At 44.3% G+C, this 23,875-nt stretch carries 22 protein-coding genes; 16 read left to right on the top strand and 6 right to left on the bottom strand.

Going from position 1 to position 23,875, the window contains the following annotated elements:
- Positions 1-35: 35 nt before the first annotated feature.
- Positions 36-4,136, top strand: a complete 4,101-nt coding sequence (locus tag BLCOC_RS02110) for a carboxypeptidase regulatory-like domain-containing protein (protein WP_115624225.1) — start codon at positions 36-38, stop codon at positions 4,134-4,136.
- 32 nt (positions 4,137-4,168) lie between these two features.
- Positions 4,169-4,969: a hypothetical protein gene (locus BLCOC_RS02115; RefSeq protein WP_115624226.1), complete on the top strand. Its 801-nt coding sequence runs from the start codon at positions 4,169-4,171 to the stop codon at positions 4,967-4,969.
- Between the two features lie 288 nt (positions 4,970-5,257).
- On the opposite strand, the gene BLCOC_RS02120 is transcribed toward BLCOC_RS02115, so the two are convergent.
- The 6 genes from BLCOC_RS02120 to BLCOC_RS02145 form a co-directional block, all read right to left on the bottom strand.
- Positions 5,258-5,896 carry a DUF305 domain-containing protein gene (locus tag BLCOC_RS02120; RefSeq protein ID WP_115624227.1) on the bottom strand — a complete coding sequence of 213 codons (639 nt, stop codon included), beginning with the start codon at positions 5,894-5,896 and terminating at the stop codon, positions 5,258-5,260.
- A gap of 210 nt (positions 5,897-6,106) precedes the next feature.
- Entirely contained in the window at positions 6,107-7,102 is a 996-nt protein-coding gene (locus tag BLCOC_RS02125) for a GntR family transcriptional regulator (RefSeq protein ID WP_115624228.1), read from the bottom strand.
- Positions 7,103-7,116: 14 nt separating this feature from the next.
- On the bottom strand, positions 7,117-8,115 hold the full coding sequence (locus BLCOC_RS02130) for a GntR family transcriptional regulator (protein ID WP_115624229.1): 999 nt from the start codon (positions 8,113-8,115) through the stop codon (positions 7,117-7,119).
- A gap of 40 nt (positions 8,116-8,155) precedes the next feature.
- A complete protein-coding gene (locus BLCOC_RS02135; RefSeq protein WP_165907247.1) occupies positions 8,156-9,514 on the bottom strand; it encodes an MATE family efflux transporter in 1,359 nt (452 codons plus the stop codon).
- A 63-nt stretch (positions 9,515-9,577) separates the two neighbouring features.
- On the bottom strand, positions 9,578-10,213 hold the full coding sequence (dhaL, locus tag BLCOC_RS02140; RefSeq protein WP_115624231.1) for a dihydroxyacetone kinase subunit DhaL: 636 nt from the start codon (positions 10,211-10,213) through the stop codon (positions 9,578-9,580).
- 12 nt (positions 10,214-10,225) lie between these two features.
- Positions 10,226-11,227, bottom strand: a complete 1,002-nt coding sequence (locus tag BLCOC_RS02145) for a dihydroxyacetone kinase subunit DhaK (protein ID WP_115624232.1) — start codon at positions 11,225-11,227, stop codon at positions 10,226-10,228.
- A 373-nt stretch (positions 11,228-11,600) separates the two neighbouring features.
- Here BLCOC_RS02145 and BLCOC_RS02150 point away from each other — a divergent pair, with 373 nt between their 5' ends.
- From BLCOC_RS02150 to BLCOC_RS02215, 14 genes are all read left to right on the top strand, one after another.
- Positions 11,601-12,674 (top strand): ABC transporter ATP-binding protein, encoded by a 1,074-nt coding sequence (locus tag BLCOC_RS02150; protein WP_115624233.1) that lies wholly within the window; start codon positions 11,601-11,603, stop codon positions 12,672-12,674.
- Positions 12,675-12,737: 63 nt separating this feature from the next.
- A complete protein-coding gene (locus tag BLCOC_RS02155) occupies positions 12,738-13,880 on the top strand; it encodes an ABC transporter substrate-binding protein (RefSeq protein WP_115624234.1) in 1,143 nt (380 codons plus the stop codon).
- A gap of 72 nt (positions 13,881-13,952) precedes the next feature.
- Positions 13,953-14,801, top strand: a complete 849-nt coding sequence (locus BLCOC_RS02160) for an ABC transporter permease (protein ID WP_165907246.1) — start codon at positions 13,953-13,955, stop codon at positions 14,799-14,801.
- A 20-nt stretch (positions 14,802-14,821) separates the two neighbouring features.
- Entirely contained in the window at positions 14,822-15,607 is a 786-nt protein-coding gene (locus tag BLCOC_RS02165; protein WP_115624236.1) for an ABC transporter permease, read from the top strand.
- Positions 15,608-15,622: 15 nt separating this feature from the next.
- Positions 15,623-16,393: an SDR family NAD(P)-dependent oxidoreductase gene (locus tag BLCOC_RS02170; RefSeq protein ID WP_115624237.1), complete on the top strand. Its 771-nt coding sequence runs from the start codon at positions 15,623-15,625 to the stop codon at positions 16,391-16,393.
- A gap of 9 nt (positions 16,394-16,402) precedes the next feature.
- Entirely contained in the window at positions 16,403-17,173 is a 771-nt protein-coding gene (locus tag BLCOC_RS02175; protein WP_115624238.1) for an SDR family NAD(P)-dependent oxidoreductase, read from the top strand.
- 50 nt (positions 17,174-17,223) lie between these two features.
- The gene (locus BLCOC_RS02180) at positions 17,224-17,703 is read left to right on the top strand and encodes a hypothetical protein (RefSeq protein ID WP_115624239.1); all 480 of its coding nucleotides are present in this window, start codon (positions 17,224-17,226) and stop codon (positions 17,701-17,703) included.
- Between the two features lie 3 nt (positions 17,704-17,706).
- Positions 17,707-18,270 (top strand): cucumopine synthase-related protein, encoded by a 564-nt coding sequence (locus BLCOC_RS02185; protein WP_115624240.1) that lies wholly within the window; start codon positions 17,707-17,709, stop codon positions 18,268-18,270.
- Between the two features lie 319 nt (positions 18,271-18,589).
- Positions 18,590-19,132: a DUF2284 domain-containing protein gene (locus tag BLCOC_RS02190; RefSeq protein WP_018594622.1), complete on the top strand. Its 543-nt coding sequence runs from the start codon at positions 18,590-18,592 to the stop codon at positions 19,130-19,132.
- A gap of 10 nt (positions 19,133-19,142) precedes the next feature.
- Positions 19,143-20,135 carry an alpha/beta hydrolase gene (locus BLCOC_RS02195; RefSeq protein ID WP_115624241.1) on the top strand — a complete coding sequence of 331 codons (993 nt, stop codon included), beginning with the start codon at positions 19,143-19,145 and terminating at the stop codon, positions 20,133-20,135.
- A gap of 44 nt (positions 20,136-20,179) precedes the next feature.
- The gene (locus BLCOC_RS02200; protein ID WP_131918344.1) at positions 20,180-21,469 is read left to right on the top strand and encodes a hypothetical protein; all 1,290 of its coding nucleotides are present in this window, start codon (positions 20,180-20,182) and stop codon (positions 21,467-21,469) included.
- Between the two features lie 2 nt (positions 21,470-21,471).
- Positions 21,472-22,137, top strand: a complete 666-nt coding sequence (locus BLCOC_RS02205; protein WP_115624243.1) for a DUF6320 domain-containing protein — start codon at positions 21,472-21,474, stop codon at positions 22,135-22,137.
- 40 nt (positions 22,138-22,177) lie between these two features.
- Positions 22,178-23,257, top strand: a complete 1,080-nt coding sequence (buk, locus tag BLCOC_RS02210) for a butyrate kinase (protein ID WP_115624244.1) — start codon at positions 22,178-22,180, stop codon at positions 23,255-23,257.
- A gap of 78 nt (positions 23,258-23,335) precedes the next feature.
- A complete protein-coding gene (locus BLCOC_RS02215; RefSeq protein WP_115625527.1) occupies positions 23,336-23,875 on the top strand; it encodes a cysteine hydrolase family protein in 540 nt (179 codons plus the stop codon).

A 23,875-nucleotide genomic window follows, 5' to 3' on the forward strand; every position in this document is an offset into this window, starting at 1 on the left:
GGCGGTGTAATATATAATGACTTAGGAGGAAAAGAATGAAAAAACGTTTATTGCTTTGCGGAATCATGGCTTTTGCTATGGCCTTTGCATCAGGGGCGGCTGCACCAAAGACTGTGCAGGCCCAGTCACGGAATATAAAAAATGATACATTTTGGCATGATATTAACGGAGATCCCATTTATTCACAGGGGGGCGGAATTTTTAAATTCAAGAATCCGGATACGGGAAAGGACACATATTACTGGTATGGAGTAAAGTATAAAGAGGCAGAAGCTTTTTATAAAAATCCAGCCAAAGGCTACAGCACGACTACATTTGAAGCAGTCACATGTTATACTTCAGATGATCTGACAAACTGGAAGTTTGAGGGCAATGTGCTGACAGAATCTGAGGTGAGCGGCGTAGAACAGACCAACGGTAATCCGGCAACTTGGCTGGGAAGAATGGGCGTAGCTTACATGGAAGAGAGTGGAACTTATGTTATGGCAATTCAGCACGAGTTTGCAGATCCGGGTGATGTCATTGATAATGCGGGAGGGGATACCTCTAAAGACGGTGTAACAAAGCAGGTTCTTCTACTAAGATCAGACAGTCCTACCGGCCAGTTTAAGTGGGACCAGAGAATAAATATGGCATCCTATACAGGTGGAACATCCAATACCGGCGACCAGACGGTATTTACAGATGAAGATACAGGAAAAGATTATCTGCTGTATTCTTACGGCAGAGGACGAAACAGAATCTTCCTGTCGGAAATCCGGGAGAATGCAGAAGGCAAAATAGAAATCGGAGAGCCTTACAAGGTATTCCAGGGGGACGGCCGTGAAGGCAACTGTATGTTCAAATACAACGGCAAGTATTATATCTGTGCGTCGGATCTGTACGGTTGGAACGCATCTCATGCATACTATATGGTTTTGGACAGTCTGGAACCGGAATACCTGGAACAGAAAGGTACAGAAACTAAAATGCAGGTGATGCCGGGCTGCAGTGATGACTTCTGCCATGTATCACAGACAGGATTTTTCTATACAGTGCAGGGCAGCGCCCAGGATACCGTTCTTTTTTGTGGTGACCGTTGGTCTGACTTTGCAAATAACGGCCTGGGGTATAACCAGTGGTGTCCATTATCCTTTGATGGTGATGTACCCTATTTCAACTCTTTAAGTTCTTGGAATCTGGATATGACAACAGGAGAATGGAGTGCTGCAGAGGATAATAATCACATCAAGAATGGAAGCTTTGACGCGGACCGTGTGTCCGCATCATCCCTGGCAGGATGGAAGAATACTGTGGAAAAAGGCAGTTCACCCATCAAAAACAGCGGGAATGCAGTAACCGGAAAATATGGTCTTGCGCTTACAGACACGGTGGATTTTGCGGGAAGTATATCCCAGGAGGTCAAGACAACCCCATATGTAGGACTGCCTGATGGGGAATATGACATGACCGCGTATATAAAAGGAAGCGGTGATTTCAAGGTCCTGCAAATGTATGCAGTAAGCGGCAGTATGACATTTGCCTGTGATATCACTGAGAATGGGAATGATTGGAAGAAAGTCACGCTGGAAAATATACCCGTTTCCGGCGGTGCCGTGGAAGTAGGATTCCTGGCTGACGGCAAGGCAAAAACAGCCTGTTACATAGATGATATTACTTTTATAAAAACAGATACTACGGCAGAGCGCGGAGCGGTATCCGGAACGATCCATTCGGATGCTGTGGGCAAAAATGTTTTCATACACGCTGTAAGGGAAGACGGAACAGATGTATATACCTGTCAGGTACCCATAGCGGAGGAGGATCAGAGTTTTTCCATTAATATGCTGAGACCGGGGACTTATTTGATTTCTGCATCCTGTGACGGGTATGCACTACAGGAGGAACCTCAGAGAGTTACGGTACTTCCGAATGAGACCGTGGAAGGCATTCAGTTCACACTTGTCATCAATACCGGAGATGTTTCGGGAAAAGTTACGGATGAAAGCGGCAGTGTACTTTCGGATGTGAAAGTTATTTTGAAAAATGATGATTCTGAGTTCATAGAGACTACAGACGGAGAAGGCAAATACAGTTTCAGCACCATTCAAGCGGGTATATATGAATTGTATTTTGAAAAAATGGGATATACGAACCAGGGGCCTGTCCGGGTAGAGGTGAAAAAGGGCGAAATTGTTCATGCAATTGATACCGTTATGGAAAGAAACGCAGGTACGCTTACCGGAACCGTGACGGATATGAATGGTAATCCGGCAGGAAAGGCAAAGATTTCACTGAGAGGCTGCAATGCAAAAGATGATATGACAAGATATCAGATTGAGACAGAAGCGGACGGCACATTCTGTCTTGAAAATGTGATGGGCGGGGTTTATCAGGTAATTGCGTCCACTGATTCCGCGGTGAGTGCGGTAAAACAGAATGTTCAGGTGACAAAAGGTGCGGAAGTATCGGTTGATATGGTAATCCCCCAAGAGACAGAAATTGTGAACGGAGATTTTGAACAGGCACTTTCTGTCGGATGGGTTAATGAGTATACCTATTCTCCTTATGGCTGTTATATTACCTCCAGAGCAAAAGAAATATACGAAGGAAAGGGAAGCTTATCTTACTACAGGTCATCTCCATATTTGGGACATACATATCAGACATTGTATGACATCCCCAACGGTACTTACACAGTTAATGTGATGGTAAACGCAGGTGTTAAGGATACGGATGATTTTTATATGTATGCTAAGAACGGAGCAGATGAAATCATTGCAAAGGAAAATATTCCAACTAATACTGCATATGAGATGATCGGTCTGGAAGCAGAAGTTACAGACAACACGCTGAAGATTGGATTTTACGGCAACATGGGTGCTGATACATGGTGCCGTATGGACAATATCAGAGTTGGATATGTTGCTGCAGAAGAACCGGATAAACCGGTAGAAAAAGAGGGATTAAATAATCTTCTGGAAGAGGTGGAAAGTCTGAAACCGGAAGATTATACCCAGAGCAGTTATACAGCGCTTATGCAGGTAAAAGAGACAGCAGAAGGAGTGGCTGAAAACCCGGAGGCGGCACAGGAAGAGGTGGAAGAGGCTGTTAAAGCTCTGAACAATGCAAAAGATGCCCTGGTATCCGTAAAAGTTTTACGGGCAGCAGTAGAGCAGAAGGCAGAACTGGCTCCGGATGGATATACCACGGAGAGCTGGGAGGATTTTGCAGATGCACTGGATCATGCACAGAGCGTTCTTAATAATCCGGATGTATCTCAGAATGATGTGGATGAGGCATATAAAGATTTGATCCTGAAATGGGGATGCCTTGTTCCGGGAGTCAACACTGTTGTGGCAGAGGCTGTGGCACAGGAGGCTGCATCTATTTTGGAAAATGATACTTCCATTTATCGCCCGGAAGGGATTGAAAATCTGAAAAATGCCTTGAGATTTCTCAATAGTGTTCTGGAAGACAAGAATGCTGCCCAGGAGGATGTGAATGATGCGGCTGAAAAGTTGATATACGCACTGATGGAACTGAAGGATATGGTCAGCGCTGAAAGACTTGAGAGTATTGTAGATCTCGCTAAGTTCATTTTAGAGGACCAGAAAAAATATACAAGTGATTCGGTGAAAGCACTTCAGGATATCATCACGGACGCAGAGGGCGTGATCGCCAATGAAGACCGGTCACAGCAGGATGTTTCTGCTCACTATGAGGCAGTAGCAGAGGCAATTTGCGGATTGAAACTTAGAGGTGATAAATCGGCGTTGGAATCTGTATGGAATATGGCAGATGAAATCCTCAAAAGTTCCGAGAAGTATACGGCTTCTTCTCTTGAGGGACTGCAGGAGGCAGTTGATGCGGTGAGACCTGTATATGAAGACGTGGATGCTACCGGAGAAGAAGTAAATGAGGCAGCCAGATTACTGACCGGGCAGCTTGTGGAAGTCAGGATTCTGGGTGATGTAAACAATGACAAAAATGTGGATACCAGTGATACAGCCCTTGTGCTGAAACTGAGCGCAGAACTGTTGACCATTGAGGATATGGACAGAGAAGCTGCAGATGTGAATAGAGATGGAGACGTGGATACCGCGGATGCTGTCCTGATTCAGAAATTTGCAGCGGAACTGATCGGATCATTTTAATTTCAACGGCAGTTCCGGAGAAAGGATAAGAGATGAGAAAAGCAAAAAAAATATCTTCTATAGCTGCTGCACTGCTTTTGGTGCTGAGTTCGGCCATTTCTGTATATGCAGAAGGAACAAAGGCAGAGGTACAGGCCTCGGAGATTGGGGCCGGAGCTTCATCAGCAACAGCATCCTGCCGGATCACAGGAGCCGGGGCTGTGACAAACGGAAAATTGAGGATTATCTATGATTCTTCCATGTTAAGCCTGAAAAGTGCTGTGAAGGGGTCTGCCTTGTCCGGGGCGATGGTTCAGATCAATGATCCGGTAAACGGAAACAAGCCGGAGGGGGAAATTGTGTTGGCATTTGCATCTGCGGAGGCATTTTCTACGGAAGGCAGCCTTCTGGATATGACTTTTCAGAATACAGGGCTGCAGCCGGGTGACAGCACAAATATAGAAGTAAAAGTAGAGGAACTTGCATTAGACGGGGCTGTAGTGGAAACAGAGAACGGAACAGGAACCATCTGTATGAAGGAAGAGGCAGACCCCATGCCGTCGGACAAACCGGGTGAGAATCCCGGGGATGACAATAATGACAATCTCTCGGATGATCCACAGGGAGGGGAGCAGACCGATAAAATTTCCAAGCCGGACAAGGAACCACCCAAAATAGTAAAAAACACTTCAAATACAGCAAAGAATATAGCAGGTGCCGCAAAGAAGAGCACAAGAGCAGCAGAAAATGCAAAGACCGGTGATGAGATGGACATTTTCCTGCCAATGGTATTAGGGGCAGGAGCTGCTTTAATTATTTTTGGAGGAGTAAATTTTAAGAAACTGAAAAAATAGGAAAGATGTCTGTCTGGTTTGGAGCAGTCCTTTGTCAGGCAGACAAGTAAAATGTCTAAAATAAGTTAAAGGTATCCGCCATATCTGAACTGGTATGGCGGATATTTATGTTGGCTTTATAGTTTTCTATCGGTTTGTTTTTCGCAATCGGATATGGGGATGGACTATCCGCGGATAATGTTTCCTGTTTTATCTATTAAGTTATATCACATCATTGCGGGGAGCAGCTGAATATCTTGTTTTTGTTAATTGATTTTGGTGTGTCCTCACAGGAGTTTATGACACATTTTAATGCTTATGGTTTCCGCCGTCTGTGTTTTTATCCAGATAGGACTGCATTTCTTTTATTTCTTTTTCCTGCTCTGTTATGATATTTTGGGAAAATTGAGTCAGCTCTTCATCCTCTGTATATTTGAGAATGATCTCTGCCATATCTACAGCCATTTGGTGATGCATAGACATGCCCTGTGCAAAAGCGGCCTCCAGATCAGAGGTTTCCGCCGCAGTATGGGAGCTGTGGTGTTTATCCATCAAGGTACGGTATTCTTCCAGATAGGCAGCCTCTTTTTCAGGATCAGGATTTTCGGCTTTCTGAAAACGTTCTGTCATGGTGTTCATCTGATCAATTTCTTTGTTTTGGGCGCTTATAATGTTCTCTGCCAGGCCTTTGAACTCTCCGTCTTTTCCGGCATATTCCAGATAGCTTTTAGACATCTCCACTGCTGACTGATGATGAGGAATCATACCATTGAGAAAATCAAGCTCTGCACTGCCGGTGTTTTGTGCCTTGTCCATCTCCTCCATCATTTTGTCCATGATGGCATTTTCCTCCTTTAGATAATCTTCTGTGTTGGACTTGCTGGAACCACACCCGGTCAGGAGCAGAAAGGCGGCAAGGGATATGGGGATTAGTTTACATAATTTCATGACTGGCCTCCAATTAGATTATTTTTTGTCCGTTACTGTGAGGGTATTGAAACAGTTACGTTTATTTTATAGTGTTGCCGGAAATGGGGAAAATAATGACGAAACGACCAAAAGAGATGGAGAAAAGCAGTCATAGTAATGTACCCTCTGTCAAACAGACAGAGGGTACATTATCAAAGTAAGAACATTTTTGTGTTGATGCTTGTATGGTCAAAGAGAGACAGGCTGTCTGTTTTCGCGACAGAGTTCTAATTCATGTGTAATATGAATCAGAGATCCCTGGTCTATGTGATATTCAAAGAAGATAACCTGTTTACCGCTTTGCATAAATTTTTGAATTACCTCCAGTTCACCCGTTCTGCTGCCGTTTAAATAGTCATACGGGAGGATCAGCACATCTTTGCCATCCAAAAAATCAGAAAGGGAACAGGGGGCATTGTCTAATTGGAAGTCAATTCTTGGTGTTCCTTGCCCCAGAGTCATGGTATTATCATAGACTGCACTGGCAAACTCCTGACTCATACACCAGATACCGACAGACATATTTTCATGTATACCCGCAAGTTCGTATTGGACCTTCTGCGAAGGGACAATAGCCACTTTCATAACATGACTTGCCAAACTGGGAACAAGATCGATCACCTGCAAATAATGATTTTTGGTGGTGAGTATTAAGTCGTAGCCATAGGTCAGTTTCTGTGGTGATTTTACAATATCACTGAGTATCAACTCAGTTACATCCACATCGGAGATATTGTAAAGCTGACTGCTGATAAGGCTTAGCGTTTCCATGTTGCAGTCTACCACAGCTACCCGGATATTGCGGGATTCCTGACGCTTCCACTGAAGCTTGGAGTTGATAAGGTCTTCCATTTCATTGTATGATAGGTGCATACGGGAAAGCGTTGTGATCATTTTATCAATGACTCTGGCTGCTTTGTCACTGTTGTCTAAAATAGATAGATCCTGAAGTTGGGCCACAAACGTCCCGCTTCCCTGAATTCTTTCAAGCACTCCAATATCCCCTAATTCATCGTATGCTCTTTTAATGGTACCTCTTGAAATATGAATCGCTTCAGATAGCTCCCGTTCTGTGGGAAGCCTGTCTCCGGGTGCTAATTCGCGGCTGCTTATTTTGGCCTTGATTTGTTCTGTTATCTGTAAATAGGCTGGTACAGAACTGTTTTTATCAATACAGATATTCATAGTGATACCTCTGTTTACCGTGAAGTATTATAATGTGAAAAGTGATAGTTTCTTATAAATTCTTCAATATAGAGTGCGGAACCGCTGTCAATCGTATATTGAACTGGTAAAAGTTTTCCACCGCTTTCTCCATAGGCCTGGAGTATTTTTTCCTGCTCCGGTGTACAGCTTTGCAGATAATTTGACGATATAAGCAAATGACGTTTATTTTTTAAAAATGAATACAGGTTATCTGCGGTTGCCGTACTGTACAGCAGCACTTCTTTGGGAGACAGCATGGCATTCAATGAGGATAACTCCCATTTTAAAATGCCGGCAAAACGTTTGGTCTGGCATAAAATGCCTGATGGCTCTCCGGGTATAATTTTTGCCAGTAATTTAAGGGTGCCGGGAGACAGGATCGTAGATATAGGCAAAATTTTGTTTTTTGTGTCATGATCAATCTCTGTTCCAAGGAATAAGGGGATGTTCTTTTCCATTATCACGATCAAATCGTATTCCTGGAGTGAAAAAGTATGCTGCCCGTTTATGTCGTTTACCAGAAACGGAAAAATTTTTGTATTAGGAAACTGCTCCAAATCTGTGATCAGGCAATCGAGCAGCTCCGGACAGCTTTCCATGACAGCTATTTTAAAGACATTTTGTTCATCCTGCAGAGTTTTTAATCTTTTGCTGATAAGTCCTTCAATATCATCCAGGGAAAAACCGAGAGCCAGCAGTTCTTCCAGATACTGGTCTACTGCGTCAATGGATTGTACAGGACCATTTTTTTCCTTGATAAAAGAACCTTTGCCCTGTATTACAGTTACAATACCGTTTTTTTCAAGGATATTATAGGCATGTTTTACAGTTCCCCGCGCAATACCATAATTATCGAAAAAATCCTGACTGGTAGGCAGTTTGTCTCCTGGATTTAAAAATCCTTTTTGCACCGACTGGGTGATCCTGTCTGCTATCTGCTGGTAGATAGGCTGGTCAGATGTTTTGTCGATGACGATATCTGTTGATTTCAAGAAAAATCCTCCACTTCAATATAATGAAATACAGCATAATTTATTCGAGGGGGAGACGCCGGTAAGCCAGTGGTCCCCGGAACAATACATAAGTATAATAGCAGGACAAAAAAGCTGCAATACTTTCTGATATAGGAAATGTCATCCATGTGTATATTAGTCCAAAATGCGAGAGTGCCCAAGCAATCGGTACAAGCAGAAAAACCTCTCTGAGCAGAGTTATGATTATATTCTGCCGTATACAGCCAGTGCTTTGGAACAGAGTAGGCATTAAAATTGTCAGGCCGAAAAACGGAAAACTTGTACTTATAATTCTTAAAGCGGGTATTCCGGTATGCATCAGGCTGTCAGAAGCATGAAAGAGGAGCAGTATCTCGCGCGTGAATAAGCAGAAACACAGAGTGCCTGCAGTAAGCGTGACTGTGGATATGGCAAGGCTGTACCATAAAGTATGCCACACACGCTTATATTTTCTGGCCCCATAGTTAAATCCCATAAGGGGAGTCACTCCCTGATTTAAGCCATAGGTAGGAATGAGCAGAAACGTTTGGAGCTTATAGTAAATACCAAGGGAAGACACCGCATCCTCAGAAAAACGGGAGAGGACAGCGTTAAGCCCTGAGATATAAGCTGATACAAGAGCCATTCCCAATACAGAAGGAAGCCCTGTGATAAAGATTTCCTTTATCAAGTTAAAACGGGGGATTCGGAATGACACAGTCAGAACAGTCTGCTTGAAAAATACTGTGATCACTGCCAGAGCAGCTGAAAGAAACTGCGATAATACAGTTGCAATTGCAGCACCAGAAATACCCATTGCGGGAATGACTCCGAACCCCCATATAAAAATAGGGTCTAGAAGCAGATTCAGCAAGGCGGCAGCGGATTGAAATATCATAGGCATGAACGTATTGCCTGTTGCCTGCAGAATCCTGACAGCTACGTTTTCAGTGAATGGGGCAATTGAGAAGAGAAGTATAATGTTTAAATATTTAAGCCCCAGGGAAGCCACTTCTGTGTTGGCAGTAAAAATGGAAAAATATGGTTTTAAAATCAGTATGCCTATTATAACAAAAAAACTCCAATTAATCAATGACAAAACAAACCCGTTAAATGCAGTGGAGGATGCATTTTCTGAGTCGTTTGCACCTAAAGCTTTTGCAATTATTATATTGGTGCCAGCACCGGTTCCCGATGCCACGGCGGTAATTAAGGTCTGCACAGGGAACGCCAGGGATAAGGCTGTCAGACCGTTGCCGTCATAGTGAGAGATATATACACTGTCAATGATGTTATAAAGAGACTGCACCAGTAAAGAGAGCATAATGGGGGAAGACAGTGACATAATGAGCGGCAGTAAAGGCCGGGTTCCCATACTCTCTGTAGAAACCTGTTTCATATTCATTACCTCCGTGTTCGGGAAAAATTCCGTAAAATAAAAATTTTATGCAACTTCTGCTGTTTACACGATATATGATGTAAAGGATTGCAGGATTAAAACAATAGCAGCAGCGCCCGGATCCTTTTGTCCTATTGTCCTGTCTCCAAGATAACCAGAACGCCCTGTTCGAGCCTTCATATTTATTGTATTTTCAGCTCCGGCCGAGGCGGATTCCTGTGCCTTGACCGCAGCTTCCGGCAGGAGCAGACCTGACTCTGCGGAATGACGCAGGGAATCAGCAGCAGGTACCAGGGCGTCAAGAAGGGTTTTGTCACCGGGCTGTGCCTTTCCTCTTTTTTGAACACTGGCAACGGCTGCATCGAATATCCTTGAAGCCTTTAGAGTGTCAATAAAGGTAAAGGACTCTGCCTCTTTTCCTGCGGCTTTCATCATGGTGATCAAAAGGGTTGCAAATGTAGAAGCGGCTTTTGGGGAAAAGGCATCTGCGCAGGAAAACAGAAGCTCTGAAATGGAATCATAGTCCTGTCCAAGTATTCTCTGCTTAATTTCCGTGAAGCCTATAACCATAGTCATACCCAGATCTCCGTCTCCGATAGCAGAGTCTAGATTCGTCAGCATTACTTCTGCGGAAATCATGTGGTCGCTGAGGCGCAGCATCATTTGACGAATATCTTCTGTGGATAATTGGTTTTTCATAGGTATCTCCTTTCAATTTTGTATAAAAAAAGGTGTCTCTGCAGGGGCATCCAGCAGTTCCTTTAATTCATCGTCCAGTTTCATGAGGGTCAGAGACGCGCCGGGCATTTCCATTGAGCATGCATATCGTCCAATATAAGGGCGGTATACCTTGAGACCTCTTTCAGTGAGTAACAAGTTAATTTTCCGATAAAGTATATAGAGCTCTTCCAGCGGTGTTCCGCCTAAGCTGTTTACTAATACAGCAACCTCGTCCCCCTTGCAAAATGGAAGGTCCTCTGCCACATAATCAACCAGAACCGCAGCAATTTTATCTGCATTTTCAAGCTTGCAGCGTTGTACGCCCGCTTCTCCGTGGATGCCCATTCCGATTTCCATTTCATCATCCGGTACTGTAAATGTGGGTCTGCCCACTGTGGGTAGTGTACAGGAACCAAGGGCAACTCCCATGCTTCTCATGTTGAAAACAGCTTTTTCGGCAGCAGCTCGAACCGCTGATAAGTCGGCTCCAGTCTCTGCTTTTGCTCCGGCTATTTTATAGGCAAAAAACAAGCCGGCTACCCCTCGCCTTTTTTGCCAGTCTTCACGGGGAGCAGAAGCAACGTCGTCGGTGACAAGAACAGTCTGTACCTGAATGCCATCTTCTTCACAGTCCTCAGCTGCCATATCAAAGTTCATCATATCTCCCTGATATCTTCCGTAGAGATACAAAACTCCTTTGCCGCTGTCCACTGCTTTAGTTACCTGTTTCATCTGCGAAGAGGTGGGAGAGGAAAAGACATTACCGACAGCGCATCCATCAGCCATACCTTTCCCTACATAACCAAGAAAAACGGGCAGGTGCCCAAAGCCGCCCCCCGTAACAACAGCTACTTTACCAGCAACCGGAGCATCAGTGCGCACGATTGCTCTTGCATCTCCGTCTGCTGCCTTCAAAAGATTTTTGTGGGCTGCAAGAATTCCCTCCATGGATTCATCGACGAAGTTAAAGGGATCATTGATCAGTTTTTTCATAAGACCGTCTCCTTTCATAGAATTATACAAATTTTAAAATATGTATATATGTATAACTTTTGCAGGTATTATAGCATAATAAATTCAATAAAACAATAGAAATATAAAATAAAAAGTATTTGTATATATCTATATGGCAAAAAAACGCATATTAAATAAACTAAAAAAACAACATTAAATAAGTAATAGTTGGATAATATGAAAATAAATTGCAAAAAATATGAAAAAAATATTGACAAATCCATATACTATGACTATAATCGAAAACATCAAAGAGAATTTAGGACGGACAAAAAGGAGACTTGAAAAAATTACTTACCATTTGGACTATACATAAATATATACATATATAATCCAATAAAGGAGGGGTAAAATGAGCAGTCAACTGGAACTGAAAGAGCTTGTAAAAGATTATAAAGGCTTCCGTGCAGTGGACAAAATCAACATCCAGATACAAAAAGGAGATATTCTGTCCCTGTTGGGGCCAAGTGGGTGCGGAAAGACAACAACCTTACGAATGATCGCAGGTTTGCTCACACCTACGGAAGGAGATGTATTTCTCGCCGGTGACAAAATAACAGAAAAGCCGCCATACAAACGGGATATAGCAATGGTTTTTCAGAATTATGCTTTATTTCCCCACATGAGTGTCTATGACAATGTGGTATATGGTTTGAAGAACAGAGGGATCAAGGATAAAAAAATGCTGAAAAAGAAAGCCGAGGAGGTTCTTTCCATTGTACAGCTGGAAGGCGTGGAAGGTCGGTTTCCAAGACAATTATCCGGAGGACAGCAGCAGAGAGTGTCGCTGGCAAGAGCTATGGTTGTAGAACCAAAAATCATGCTGTTTGATGAGCCACTTTCCAATCTGGATGCAAAATTGAGAGTTCAGACAAGAATTGAGATCCGTAATCTTTTGAAACAACTAAACATCACTGCTATTTATGTTACCCATGACCAGGAGGAGGCTCTGACTATCTCTGACTGGATCGCGGTGATGAATAAGGGCAGAATAGAACAGCTTGCATCACCCACGGAACTCTACAGTAAGCCGAAAACAAAGTTTGTGGCTGATTTTATAGGCCATGCCAACCTTCTGGAAGGAGTTGTGGAAAAAATTTCAGAAGGACATGTGGAGGTTATGCTTCGCAACGGTATGTTGGTGCACTGTATATCGCCATCGGAAATATCTGTAGGTGATAAGAAATTTATTCTGGTACGCCCTGAAAATATTAATATTCTGCCTGTTGAGTCTATGGCAGAGAATTTGTTTGATGCATCGGTAGAAGAACGAAATTTCCTTGGTTCTGTAGTCAGATATAAAGTCAGGCTGGCAAGCGGTATTGCTCTTGAGTGTGAAATTCATCCGGATCATGCGTTTGCAGATGTGCAGGATGTTGTTAAAGTACAATTCAATAAGGAGAAGATGGTACTGGTGGGTTCATGAGGTGCGATTAAAAACTGTAAGGATACAGTTTTTAAATAAAAATTCCACAAAGGAGGTACACAAATGAAAAGAAAAATGGCAATGCTGGCTCTTAGTGCGGTTGTGGTCCTGGGATGTATAGGGTGCGGCGGCAATTCCGGAAATGATGAATCGAAGCCGGCAGAGGCAGAAGACCAGACAGAAAACAGCGGAAAAACAGACAGCAATGCAGATGACACCACATCCGAAAAACCTTTTGCGGGTCAGACGGTGAGAGTCACATCCTGGGGCGGCACATATGAAGAGACACTGAGGAATATTGTGAAACCTGCATTTGAGGAGAGAACAGGAGCTACTATGGAAATCGTGCTTGGCTCGGCACCGCTTGCTCAGTTGAAAGCAGAAGGCGATGATCCCTCTGTTGATGTACTGCATGTGAATTACTATGAGATGATGAATGGAAAATTACTGGGAGTAACAAAAGAATTGGATTATGATGCCATGTCTAATGCGCCCGATTTGTATGATGAGGCAAAGGAAAACGAATATGGCGTTATCACAAACTGGGGGACAAGAGGATATGCTTACCGCAATGACCTGATTGACGCACCTACGAGCTGGAAGGATCTCTGGAATCCCGAGTATGCGGGGAAAGTTATTGTGAGTGACGTGACCTTTGGCGGAGGTTATGAACTTGCAGAAATGGCTGCCCATGCATTTTTTGATACCAGCCTTACGGATAAATCGTGCTGGGATGGGGTTTTTGAGAAACTGGAAGAATTAGCACCTAATGTGTATATGGTATCTACCCAGCACAGCGATACAGATACTGCCCTTATCAATGGGGATGCAGTGATCGCTATCCATACCAATGGACGTACAGCAATGCTGTCTAATGACGGACACGATGAGATATCTTATGCAGACCTGGAAGAGGGTCTCCCAGGAATGCCCACGTATGTGGCAGTGGCTAAAAACACAAAGGTTCCAGAACTGGCCAATGAACTGGTCAACGAACTGATCGGAGTGGAGGCAGAATATGCCTATGCTACAAATAACTTCTATGCACCGTCGAACAGAAAATGTGAGGTTCCTGAGGAGCTGCAGCCATTCATGCCATACGGTGAAGAAGCAATCCAGAAACTGATATTCTTTGACCAGGAGATGATAACAGAGGAAGACAGAGCAGAATTTGTTGACCGCTGGAATAAGGTGTTTAAGAATTAAGACTCAGCCCTCCGCTCGATACCCGTCTGCATGTCAGGCGGGGCGGGTGGAAATCAGAACAGGAGGGTGTGTATGAAACAAAAAGAAAAAAAGTGGACCTATGTAAATAAGTGGTACATAATTCTTCCAATTGCTTTTTTAATGGTGATTTATCTGATACCCCTTTGCAGAATGCTATGGTTGAGTATCTGTGATAAAGATACGGGGAAGTATACCGCAGAGTATTTTATGGCGTTTTTTAAGGACAGGTATTATATAGGGGTTTTGACAAGAACGCTTATTTTGAGCCTGTGGTCGGTAGTGTTCTGCATTATTATGGGGTATCCGGTTGCTTATAAGATTGCCCATATGAAAGGATGGAAACGGAGTATTGCCACAACATTTCTGGTTCTTCCTCTTTGGGTTTCCATAACCATTCGTATGTTTGGCTGGATGGCGATCCTGCCAAAAAGTGGTGTATTTAGTATTGTTCTGCAGGCACTGCATATCATTTCTGAGCCTCAGAATTTTTTAGGAAGTAATGTTGGGGTAATTATGGGACTGATTCACTGCGGGCTTCCATATTTTGCAATGATAATGATAAGCCCTATTGAAAATGTGGATCCGTGCGTAGAGGAGGCATCTTATGTATTCGGAGCAGGTTTCGTAAAGACGTTTTTTAAGGTGACACTTCCCCTTACATCTCCCGGAATCGTATCAGGCGCACTTTTAGTGTTTGCATTGAATACAGCGGCCTTTATGGTGCCCGTGATGCTTGGCGGCGGTAAGGTAATGGTCATGACTAATATGATTTATCAGCAGACCATGTTCATTTTTGACTGGAATTTTGCGGCGGCATTATCTGTAATTCTTTTGTTTGTATCAATGTTTATAGTCACATTGTCCAGTTTCCTATCTAATAAAATGAGGATACAGGAATGATTTGAGGGAGAGGTGGAGTTATGCGTAAATACAAATTAGCAGGGACGATCTTTAATTCTATTGTTTATCTTTTTCTCCTTCTGCCCCTGATCGTGGTGATCATTACATCCTTTGGAGAGGGAAACCGGGCAGTATTTCCTGCACATGGGTTTACTTTAAAATGGTATACAGAAGCGCTGCATAATGTGGATTTCTTTGAGTCTGTATTTATCAGCTTAAAGATAGCTGTGGTCAGTACATTGATTTCAGCTGTGTTGGGAACAATGGTCAGCCTTTATTTCTGGAAAACAAAAGGAAGACTAAAGGAGATATTTGAACTGATTTTTATGGCTCCCATGGTGGTGCCAACAGTGGTATATGCAGTAGCTTTTTTACTGGCATTTTCTTCCTGGAAGTTTGTAGTGCCGTATTGGAAGCTTGTTTTATCTTACTGTGCTATACAGATACCGTATGTGATCAGAAGTGTTACCGCTGCATTATATGGATTGGATGTCAGTTTTGAGGAGGCTTCTCTGGTTCTGGGAGCAAGGCCTATGAAGACACTTTATAAAGTTACACTTCCGTGTATAAAGCGGGGAATCATCTCGGGTATTATATTTGCTTTTGTAGTTTCTTTTGACGAAGCCGTCATTATCATGTTTTTGAGAAATGCATCTACCGTGACATATCCGCTTAGGCTGTATACGCATATAACGGAACAATTTTCTCCTATGGTATCTGCATTTTCAGCAGTTTTCATACTGATATCATTCCTTGTTATCTATGTAATAGAGAGGATTTTTGGTTTAAGCAATATGTATCAGTAGATAGGGGGAGTAAAGATGAAATGTGCTCTGGACGGCAGAAAAATTATTGTATTTGGTGCCACCGGCAGAGTGGGAAAGACAGTATGCAGGGTATTGGCGGAGCAGGGAGCAGATGTTGCAGTTCATTGTAACCGAGGTAGAGAGATAGCAGAGAATGTGGCAGAGAGCGTCAGAAGATCAGGAGGAAAAGCTGTTACTATACAAGGGAATGCAGCAGACGAAGCTGACATGCACAGATGTGTGAGAGAAGCGTATGACTTTTTGGGACGCGTGGATGGGGTTGTAAATCTTATTCACAGGGACAGGGAATTTGAACCGTGCAAAGCGGCAGATATGAGTTGGAAAGATTGGGAACCTCACGTGGAGGCAATGCAGGCACATTTTCATATCTGCAAGGCAGTAATTCCATATATGAGAAGGCAGCAGTACGGAAGGATTGTGTATTTATCAGGTGGTCTGTCGTGCCGTTTCTTTGAAGGATGTGCGCCATTCTCGGCGGTGAAGGCGGGAATGAATGCATTTAGTAAAACCGTAGCTTTGGAAGAAGGGAAATTTAATATAACTGTAAATACTGTGGCGCCGGGAAAGATTGCCACGTCGGGTCAGAACCTTGGTGGAGAATGGGGAGAATTGGAAAAGAGGCAGATGGATTCTAATCCCCTTAAGAGATTTGCGTCACTGGAAGATGTTGCATATGCCATTATGGTTTTTCTCATTCCGGAAAATGGATATCTGACGGGACAGACAGTTTTTGCGGCAGGAGGGGAAATTATGCCTATGCCATAGGAGGTGCAGATGGATTTTCAATTAGAAGGAAAAGTAGCATTGATCACAGGCGGAGCTGAGAAGGCAGGGAAATATTTTGCGCTTTGTTACGCAAAAGCAGGCGCAGATATTGTGATAACGCATTCTTGTTTGCCGGAAGAAGCGGAAAAGACAAAAAAAGAAATTGAAAAGCTGGGACGCAGGTGTCTGTCTTTGGAAGCAGATAACAGGAATATACCTCAGCTTAGAAGAGCAGTCAAAAGGGTGGAAGAATACTACGGACGATTGGATATTCTACTGCATAATGCCAGTAATTTTAATGAACAGCCAATAGATAAGGTGACAGAAGCTGTGTGGGACAGTTCGATGGAAATTATTTTAAAAGGGGCCTTTTTTCTCAGTCAGGCAGCAGCTCCACTAATGCTGAAAAATGGCGGGGGTAGAATGCTGGCTATGATAGGGAACTCATTTTATGAAAACTGGCCGGATTTTATTCCGCACTCCATTGCAAAAATCGGACTTGCTAAGCTTATGCAGATGTTAGCGGTTACCTATTCTCCTTATATTCAGTGTAATGCCATATGTCCAGCATCTTTTCTGGATTCTGCTGAGGGAAATGATATTCTTTCGTCCAGAGGAGAAACTGTGGATGATGAGAAACGTATCATAACAATCAGAGGTATACCGCTGCACAGGGGAGATAAGGAAGAAGTAGCAGAACTGATCCTTTTTCTGTCGGCCTGCAGTAATTATATAAACGGCGCAGTGATACCAGTTGACGCCGGAAAAAACTTAATCTGAATGTAGGTCTGAAAAAGATTTACATATACAAAAAAATGGAGGTAAAAACTATGAGAAAAGTATTGTTTGAGGTTCCCAGCTGTGGAATTAAGTTCACGGGAACACTTAGGGACAAGGAAGAACCTGTGATGGCTGAGAATTTCTGGGAATTCCTCGAAGAACCGGTGAAATTCTTCTCACATCCAACATTGTCCACAGGGGATTTAACGGTATTATTTCCAAGACCCCCGATCGACCCGCCGAAATACATCGGTGACCAGACAAGCCCTCTGGTTGAGGACAGCCCTTATCTGGTATCGGGTCCGGGAAAACTGGAGGTTCAGGCCGGTGAGCTGATCTGGTGCGGATGGAATATCTTGTTCTGCTATGGGCCAAGCTGTACGGAACCTCTTCGCTCGGGCGGCGCGTATGTTCTCCAGGTTGATAAAGCGTGTATGGATGATCTGGAAAAAGCGCGGGAAGATCTGTGGAATCACAGCTTCTTATATCACAAACTGGGAACAATTACAATCAGCAGAATGGAGGGTTAAGGAATGGGAAAACATTGGAAAGACGTTAAGGCTTCTATAGAGGCCGAAAATGACCGTATTTGGTTTGATGAGCCGGAGTACATTACCATGTCCAAAATGGGGGTTTACCCCAGTGGAGCCGGTACACAGGGACAGACATTGGGAAATCTCTTTTTCCTGACAGGAGATACCCAGGCAATGGGATGGTGGACCATTGAACCGGCCATGTACTGCATTTTAGGAGATGACAGATTCACATTGGAACACTGCAAGCAGATGTTTGTATATCTGAACCATGAGATGGCAAATCTTATGGGCGGACAGTTTGGTGAGGGCTGCCCTGCACCCTGGCTGAATTTGAAGCTGATGTGGCAGTTTACACTGGATATCGAAGAATCTTACGATACAATTCAAACGAAAGAGGAACTGAAAAGCCTGTTATGGAGCTGGTTCAACTATGTGGATCGTATTAACAGATGGTTCTACACAGTATTCCCATGGGAAATCGGTAAGCTTATGCCGAGACTGGATCCTGAATATCTGCAGAAAGCGGCAGGTTTCCAGGGATATGAAGTAGTTAAAAAATAAGTTTTATATTTAGAAATATCCTCCCTTAGAAGTGTAATATGTCCTCAATGAGTTAAATAGAAGTTTCCGGAAAGGGGCTGCTGTGTGCGGTAAAGCACAGTGGTCCCTTTCCTTTGCATTTCACATTGACACCAGACCAATTATCTGCAACAATCAATATAAGAAAACAGCGTAGTTAAGAAAACAAAATAGTACAAGTAGTATCAGGAAAAACAGTATCCGCTTACCGCGGAGGTACACCCCAAGTCTGTGATCAAAATGCCGCTGAAATATAATAAGAGACCTCGGTATCAAAAATACAAATAAAGGAGAACATATCATGTCAGAAAAGTATGAGGAATTAAAGCAAAAAGCCCTTGCCTGTGGATTTTCACATGTGGGTGATCTGGATGCAGATACGATCCAGGTCAAAAGCGAAGTGCGCAGCGCATGTGCGGAAAACAAATGTCAGCATTACAATAAAAACTGGGTCTGTCCGCCCGGATGCGGTACACTGGAAGAGTGCAGCAGGCAGATACACAAGTATTCAAAAGGGCTGATCGTACAGACAACCGGGGAGTTGGAGGACAGCTTTGATATAGAGGGAATGCAGGAATTAGGTGAGCGCCACAAGGAGGCATTTCACAAATTTGCGGCTGTTGTCAGGGAGGAATACCCCGGTGCGCTGGTTTTGGGGGACGGGGCATGTGATAACTGCAGGGAATGTACATATCCGGATGCGCCGTGCCGTTTTCCCGAGCGTCAGTCATCGGCAATGGAGGCTTACGGTATGCTTGTGAGCGAAGTATGCCAGCAAAATGACATACTTTATTATTACGGACCCGGAACCCTGACCTATGTGGGATGTATCCTGGTAGAATAGAGGAAAATATATGAATAAAGCAATGCACCTGGTACTGAAAGCACTGTCTGAACCGGAGACGAAACTGGATCTGCAGAAATCAAGACGGATCATGAATCTGAAGCTTCTGGATCCCTTTAAACCTTTTTACCGGACACTGGATACAAAAATTTATAATGAAGGCAGGGAAGTGCCTGTGCGAATTTATTTTCCCAATGAGGAGTCTTACGATACGGTGGATATTGAAGCCTTCCAGGAGAAAAATAAATCTCTTGATACAGGGAAAATGTCGGACAATATATATCCGGTCATCTTATATATACACGGAGGCGGATTTGTGACGGAGAGCGTGGAATCCTATAACCGGGTATGCTGGAATCTGGCAAAGAATACGGCGCATGTGGTGGTGTCTGTGGACTATCCTTTGGCACCTGAGCATAAATTTCCCACTCAGATAGAGGATTGTTATGCTGCCGCAAAGGCTGTGTTTCTGGACCGGACCATTTTAAATGCGGAGCCGGACCAAATTACCCTTATGGGAGACAGCGCAGGGGGAAATATTGTTGCCGCTGTCTGTCAGATGGCCAGAGACAGGGGTGAATTTATTCCAAAGAGACAGATACTGATCTATCCCTGTGTCAATAATGATTATAGTGAGGAAAATGCGTATCCCTCTGTTCAGGAAAACGGCAGGGATTATCTTCTGACCAGGCAGAACATGGCTGACTATCTGGACTTTTACCAGAGCTGTGAGGAGGACAGGCGGAACCCTTATTTTGCGCCTTTGCTGGCAGAAGACTTTTCCAATCTTCCCAGGGCATTGGTGATCACAGGAGAATTGGACCCGCTCCGGGATGAGGGAGAAGATTATGCGGGAAAAATGAAAGCGGCAGGCGTGGATGTGACCTTGCACCGGATTACAGACGGCATCCATGGATTTTTCCTTTTAGAGCCAGTCTATCCCGCTGTGCGGGAGACATATGATCATATCAATGCATTTTTAAGTTTAGAGAAATCAAATTGATCAAGCAGCAAAGCGGATTCTGAATATCTGCTTAGTTTTGGAAAGTGAGTGAGAGAATGGCCCATTTCAGCAGAAAAAAGTGGAGAACCCTGGAAAATACAGCAAAGATTTTTCCTGCCACCAGCGGGAAGAAGGATGAGCGCGTCTTCCGGCTTTCCTGCCAGCTTACTGAGGAAGTAGAACCGGAAAAACTGCAGAAAGCCCTTGATCTGTGTATAGAAGATTACAGTCTTTTTCTCTGTGTCCTTCGCTGCGGCATATTCTGGAATTATCTGGAGGAGTCAGAGCTGAGGCCGGTAGTCAGGGAGGAATACCGCCCGCCCTGCAGCCAGATCTATGTGAGAGATCAGAAAAATCTTTTGTTTGAAGTCACTTATTATAAGAAACGAATTAATTTCGAGACATACCATGCCCTAACAGATGGAACCGGTGCTCTGCAGTTTTTGAGAAGCCTTGTGTATTACTATCTGATGGAGGCATATCCGGACAGGGTGAAAGGCCCGGTTTCCCAGGTGCAGGCAGACGCCACGGATGAGGAGATGGCTGAGGACAGCTTTGACAAATACTATTCTGACAGGGGAGCGATTGAGGATATTCCAAAATACAAATCTCATCAGCTTAAATATCACCGTCTGGAATACGGTCAGATGAGACTGGTGGAAGGCATTGTGCCCACAGAGGCTTTGGTTCGCACAGCGCGCAGCTTTCAGACAACGGTAACCGTATATCTCACGGCTGTATTTCTCTGTGCGATCGCCAGGGATATGAGCCCAAGACAGAAAAAGCGCCCGGTGGCGCTGATGATCCCAGTGAATCTCAGGAGCTATTTTCCCTCCTCCTCAGTCAGAAATTTCTTTGGATGGATTGATATCGGATATAATTTTTCTGAACAGAGCGAAAAACTAGAGGATGTCATTGCATTTACATCAGAATTTTTCAAAAAGGAACTGACACCGGAGCGGATTGCGGCACGCATGAATGGATTTATGCGGATGGAGAAAAATCCTTTTATGCGTATTCTGCCCCTTCCCTTGAAATTATGGGGAATGCAGGCCGGGGCGGCCTTTTCCACTTCTGCGGACACGGCTGTTTTTTCAAATATAGGTAAAATACAGATGCCCGAGGAGTGCGGACCTTATATAGATTGGTTTGATTTTTACACCAGCACCCCTAAGATGGAGCTGTGTATGTGTTCCTGGAGAGATAAGCTGACAGTCAGCTTTACCTCCGGTTATGCCAATACAAGGATTGAGCGGAATTTCTTTCGGATGCTGACCGAACAGGGAATACCGGTGGAAATCATAGCTCTTGGCAAGGAAAAAGGAGGGGATTGAGGATGCAGTATTGTAAACGATGCAAAATTACAGTCAGAAATCCCCGCAGAAAATGTCCTCTTTGTCAGGGGAATCTGGAGGGAAACCCCGAGGAGGAGAACCGGATGTTTCCGGATCTCAGAAGAGAAAGCTCCCGTATGGCTATGGGATTTCGCATATTTTCTTTTGTGTGTATTGCAGTCTGTGTTGCTGCGGTGTCTGTAAACTGGATATTAGGATTTCACAGTTTCTGGTCCGGTTATGTGCTGGCCGGTGTGGGGTGTATGTGGATTTTGTCTGCAGTTGCTATTGTAAAGCGGAGGAATCTGTTTAAGAATGCTGTCTGGGAGGCAGTGCTTCTGTGGGCAGTCTTTTTATTCTGGGATTTTATTACAGGATGGAGAGGCTGGTCTGTGGATTTTGGAATTCCCATTGTGCTGCTGGCCGTATATGCGATTTTGTGGGTAATTGTATTTCTTACCAGGGCACCGGTCTCGCACTATATGATTTATATGGTTATGGTGTCCGTGGGAAGCCTTGTTCCCCTGATCCTTTTGCTGTGCGGTGCTGTTAGTGTGAGGCTGCCGTCTGTACTCTGTGTGGCGGGCGCGGTGCTGATGCTGTCAGCGTTGGCTATTTTTAAGGGCAGAGCACTGGGTGAGGAACTGAGGAAAAAGACGCATTTGTAGAGAGAAAAGATGCATTGTTAAAGGAAGGTAAGGGGATGGAATGATATACGATATACTAGCAGTAAATCCGGGATCTACATCTACAAAGATAGCTGTATTTCGAAACCGGGAGGAAATGTTTCGGCAGGACATTGAACATGATCCTGGATTTTTGGACAGCCATCCGGATATAGAAGAACAGTTTCCCTTCCGAAGAGATATGGTGCTGAACTGTCTGAATCAACATTTTTATAAGGCAGAACAGTTGAGTGCTGTTGTGGGCAGGGGCGGGCTTCTGCCGCCTGTAAAAGCCGGTGGATATGCTGTGAATCAGGCCATGAAGGACAGGATACTGAAAGGGCCGATCAGTCCTCACGCGTCAAATATGGGAGCACTGATCGCGGACGCGGTTGCCGCGCCCCTTGGCATTCCAGCCTATATTTATGACGCGGTATCTTCTGATGAATTTATGGAAATTTCGCGTATTACCGGGATTCCTGAGGTGGTCCGGCAGAGCTTCTGCCATGTGCTGAACAGTAAGGCAATGGCCCGGAAAGCGGCGGAGGAAGCAGGGAAATCTTATGAAGAGATGAATTTTCTGGTGGCACATATGGGCGGAGGAATCTCTTTTTCTGCACACAGGCATGGGAAGATAGTGGATGCTCTCAGTGATGACGGCGGGGCTTTTTCACCTCAGCGTTCCGGGAGTGTGCCTATTATTTACATTGTGGATATGTGCTACAGCGGAAAATATACAAAAGCGGAACTGATGCGGAAAATCAGGGGTGATGGGGGACTGAAAGCATATCTGGGAACCTATGACTGCCGGGAGATCGAGAAAATGATACTCGAGGGAAATGAAAAAGCAGAGCTTCTCTATGAGGCACAGGCCTATCAGGTGGCAAAGGGGATTGGGCAGCTTGCCCCTGCACTGAAGGGTGAGGTGGACGCCATTATTCTTACAGGCGGGATGGCACATTCTAAAATGCTGACAGACTGGATCACTGGCTATGTTGATTTTCTGGGACCTATTAAAATCATGCCTGGAGAGATGGAACTGGAAGCCCTGGCATACGGGTGTCTTCGGATCCTGCAGGGGCGGGAGAATGCTGAGATTTACAGGGATGAACTTTATCAATGACATGATTTCTGAAAAATGGTGGTTGTGAAAATAAAAGCTGGTGAAGAAAATGCTGATGAGAGATGGAGGATGATGATAATGAAGCAGTTATTAGTGGTTGTTGACATGCAGGTTGATTTCGTCACAGGTGCGCTGGGCACAAAAGACGCGGAAGCCATTGTGGAAAATGTGGTTAAGAAGGTCGAAGAAGCCAAGGCAATGGGGAAAACTGTGGTGTTTACCCTGGATACACATGAAGAAAATTATATGGAGACTCAGGAGGGGAAGAATCTCCCCGTGCCGCACTGTATCAGAGATACAGAGGGATGGGAGCTGGTGCCGGAACTGAGAAAACTGGCAGCCGGGTGCAGACTGGTGGAAAAACCCACATTTGGCAGTACAGTTCTTGCGCATTTGGCGGGAAAAGACGGGTATGATGAGATTGAACTGGTGGGATTGTGTACAGATATCTGTGTTATCTCCAATGCCCTGATCTTGAAGGCAGCACTTCCAGAGGCTGTGATCTCTGTGGATGCATCCTGCTGTGCGGGAGTCACAAAAGAAAGCCATGAGAATGCGCTGCAGGCTATGAAGGTTTGTCAGATCCAGGTAAATGACATACCCGCTGGGGTATTATAG

Origin of the sequence: Blautia coccoides (assembly GCF_034355335.1) — a bacterium.
GTDB lineage: Bacteria > Bacillota > Clostridia > Lachnospirales > Lachnospiraceae > Blautia > Blautia producta.

Excerpts from the sequence above, each read along its gene's own strand:
- BLCOC_RS02165 (WP_115624236.1), top strand. The coding sequence starts at position 14,822 with ATGCGTAAATACAAATTAGCAGGGACGATCTTTAATTCTATTGTTTAT.
- BLCOC_RS02115 (WP_115624226.1), top strand. The coding sequence starts at position 4,169 with ATGAGAAAAGCAAAAAAAATATCTTCTATAGCTGCTGCACTGCTTTTG.
- BLCOC_RS02205 (WP_115624243.1), top strand. The coding sequence starts at position 21,472 with ATGCAGTATTGTAAACGATGCAAAATTACAGTCAGAAATCCCCGCAGA.
- BLCOC_RS02150 (WP_115624233.1), top strand. The coding sequence starts at position 11,601 with ATGAGCAGTCAACTGGAACTGAAAGAGCTTGTAAAAGATTATAAAGGC.
- BLCOC_RS02110 (WP_115624225.1), top strand. The coding sequence starts at position 36 with ATGAAAAAACGTTTATTGCTTTGCGGAATCATGGCTTTTGCTATGGCC.
- BLCOC_RS02120 (WP_115624227.1), bottom strand. The coding sequence starts at position 5,896 with ATGAAATTATGTAAACTAATCCCCATATCCCTTGCCGCCTTTCTGCTC.
- BLCOC_RS02215 (WP_115625527.1), top strand. The coding sequence starts at position 23,336 with ATGAAGCAGTTATTAGTGGTTGTTGACATGCAGGTTGATTTCGTCACA.
- BLCOC_RS02145 (WP_115624232.1), bottom strand. The coding sequence starts at position 11,227 with ATGAAAAAACTGATCAATGATCCCTTTAACTTCGTCGATGAATCCATG.
- BLCOC_RS02155 (WP_115624234.1), top strand. The coding sequence starts at position 12,738 with ATGAAAAGAAAAATGGCAATGCTGGCTCTTAGTGCGGTTGTGGTCCTG.
- BLCOC_RS02125 (WP_115624228.1), bottom strand. The coding sequence starts at position 7,102 with ATGAATATCTGTATTGATAAAAACAGTTCTGTACCAGCCTATTTACAG.
- BLCOC_RS02195 (WP_115624241.1), top strand. The coding sequence starts at position 19,143 with ATGAATAAAGCAATGCACCTGGTACTGAAAGCACTGTCTGAACCGGAG.
- BLCOC_RS02170 (WP_115624237.1), top strand. The coding sequence starts at position 15,623 with ATGAAATGTGCTCTGGACGGCAGAAAAATTATTGTATTTGGTGCCACC.
- BLCOC_RS02180 (WP_115624239.1), top strand. The coding sequence starts at position 17,224 with ATGAGAAAAGTATTGTTTGAGGTTCCCAGCTGTGGAATTAAGTTCACG.
- dhaL (WP_115624231.1), bottom strand. The coding sequence starts at position 10,213 with ATGAAAAACCAATTATCCACAGAAGATATTCGTCAAATGATGCTGCGC.
- BLCOC_RS02160 (WP_165907246.1), top strand. The coding sequence starts at position 13,953 with ATGAAACAAAAAGAAAAAAAGTGGACCTATGTAAATAAGTGGTACATA.
- BLCOC_RS02190 (WP_018594622.1), top strand. The coding sequence starts at position 18,590 with ATGTCAGAAAAGTATGAGGAATTAAAGCAAAAAGCCCTTGCCTGTGGA.
- buk (WP_115624244.1), top strand. The coding sequence starts at position 22,178 with ATGATATACGATATACTAGCAGTAAATCCGGGATCTACATCTACAAAG.
- BLCOC_RS02175 (WP_115624238.1), top strand. The coding sequence starts at position 16,403 with ATGGATTTTCAATTAGAAGGAAAAGTAGCATTGATCACAGGCGGAGCT.
- BLCOC_RS02135 (WP_165907247.1), bottom strand. The coding sequence starts at position 9,514 with ATGAAACAGGTTTCTACAGAGAGTATGGGAACCCGGCCTTTACTGCCG.
- BLCOC_RS02185 (WP_115624240.1), top strand. The coding sequence starts at position 17,707 with ATGGGAAAACATTGGAAAGACGTTAAGGCTTCTATAGAGGCCGAAAAT.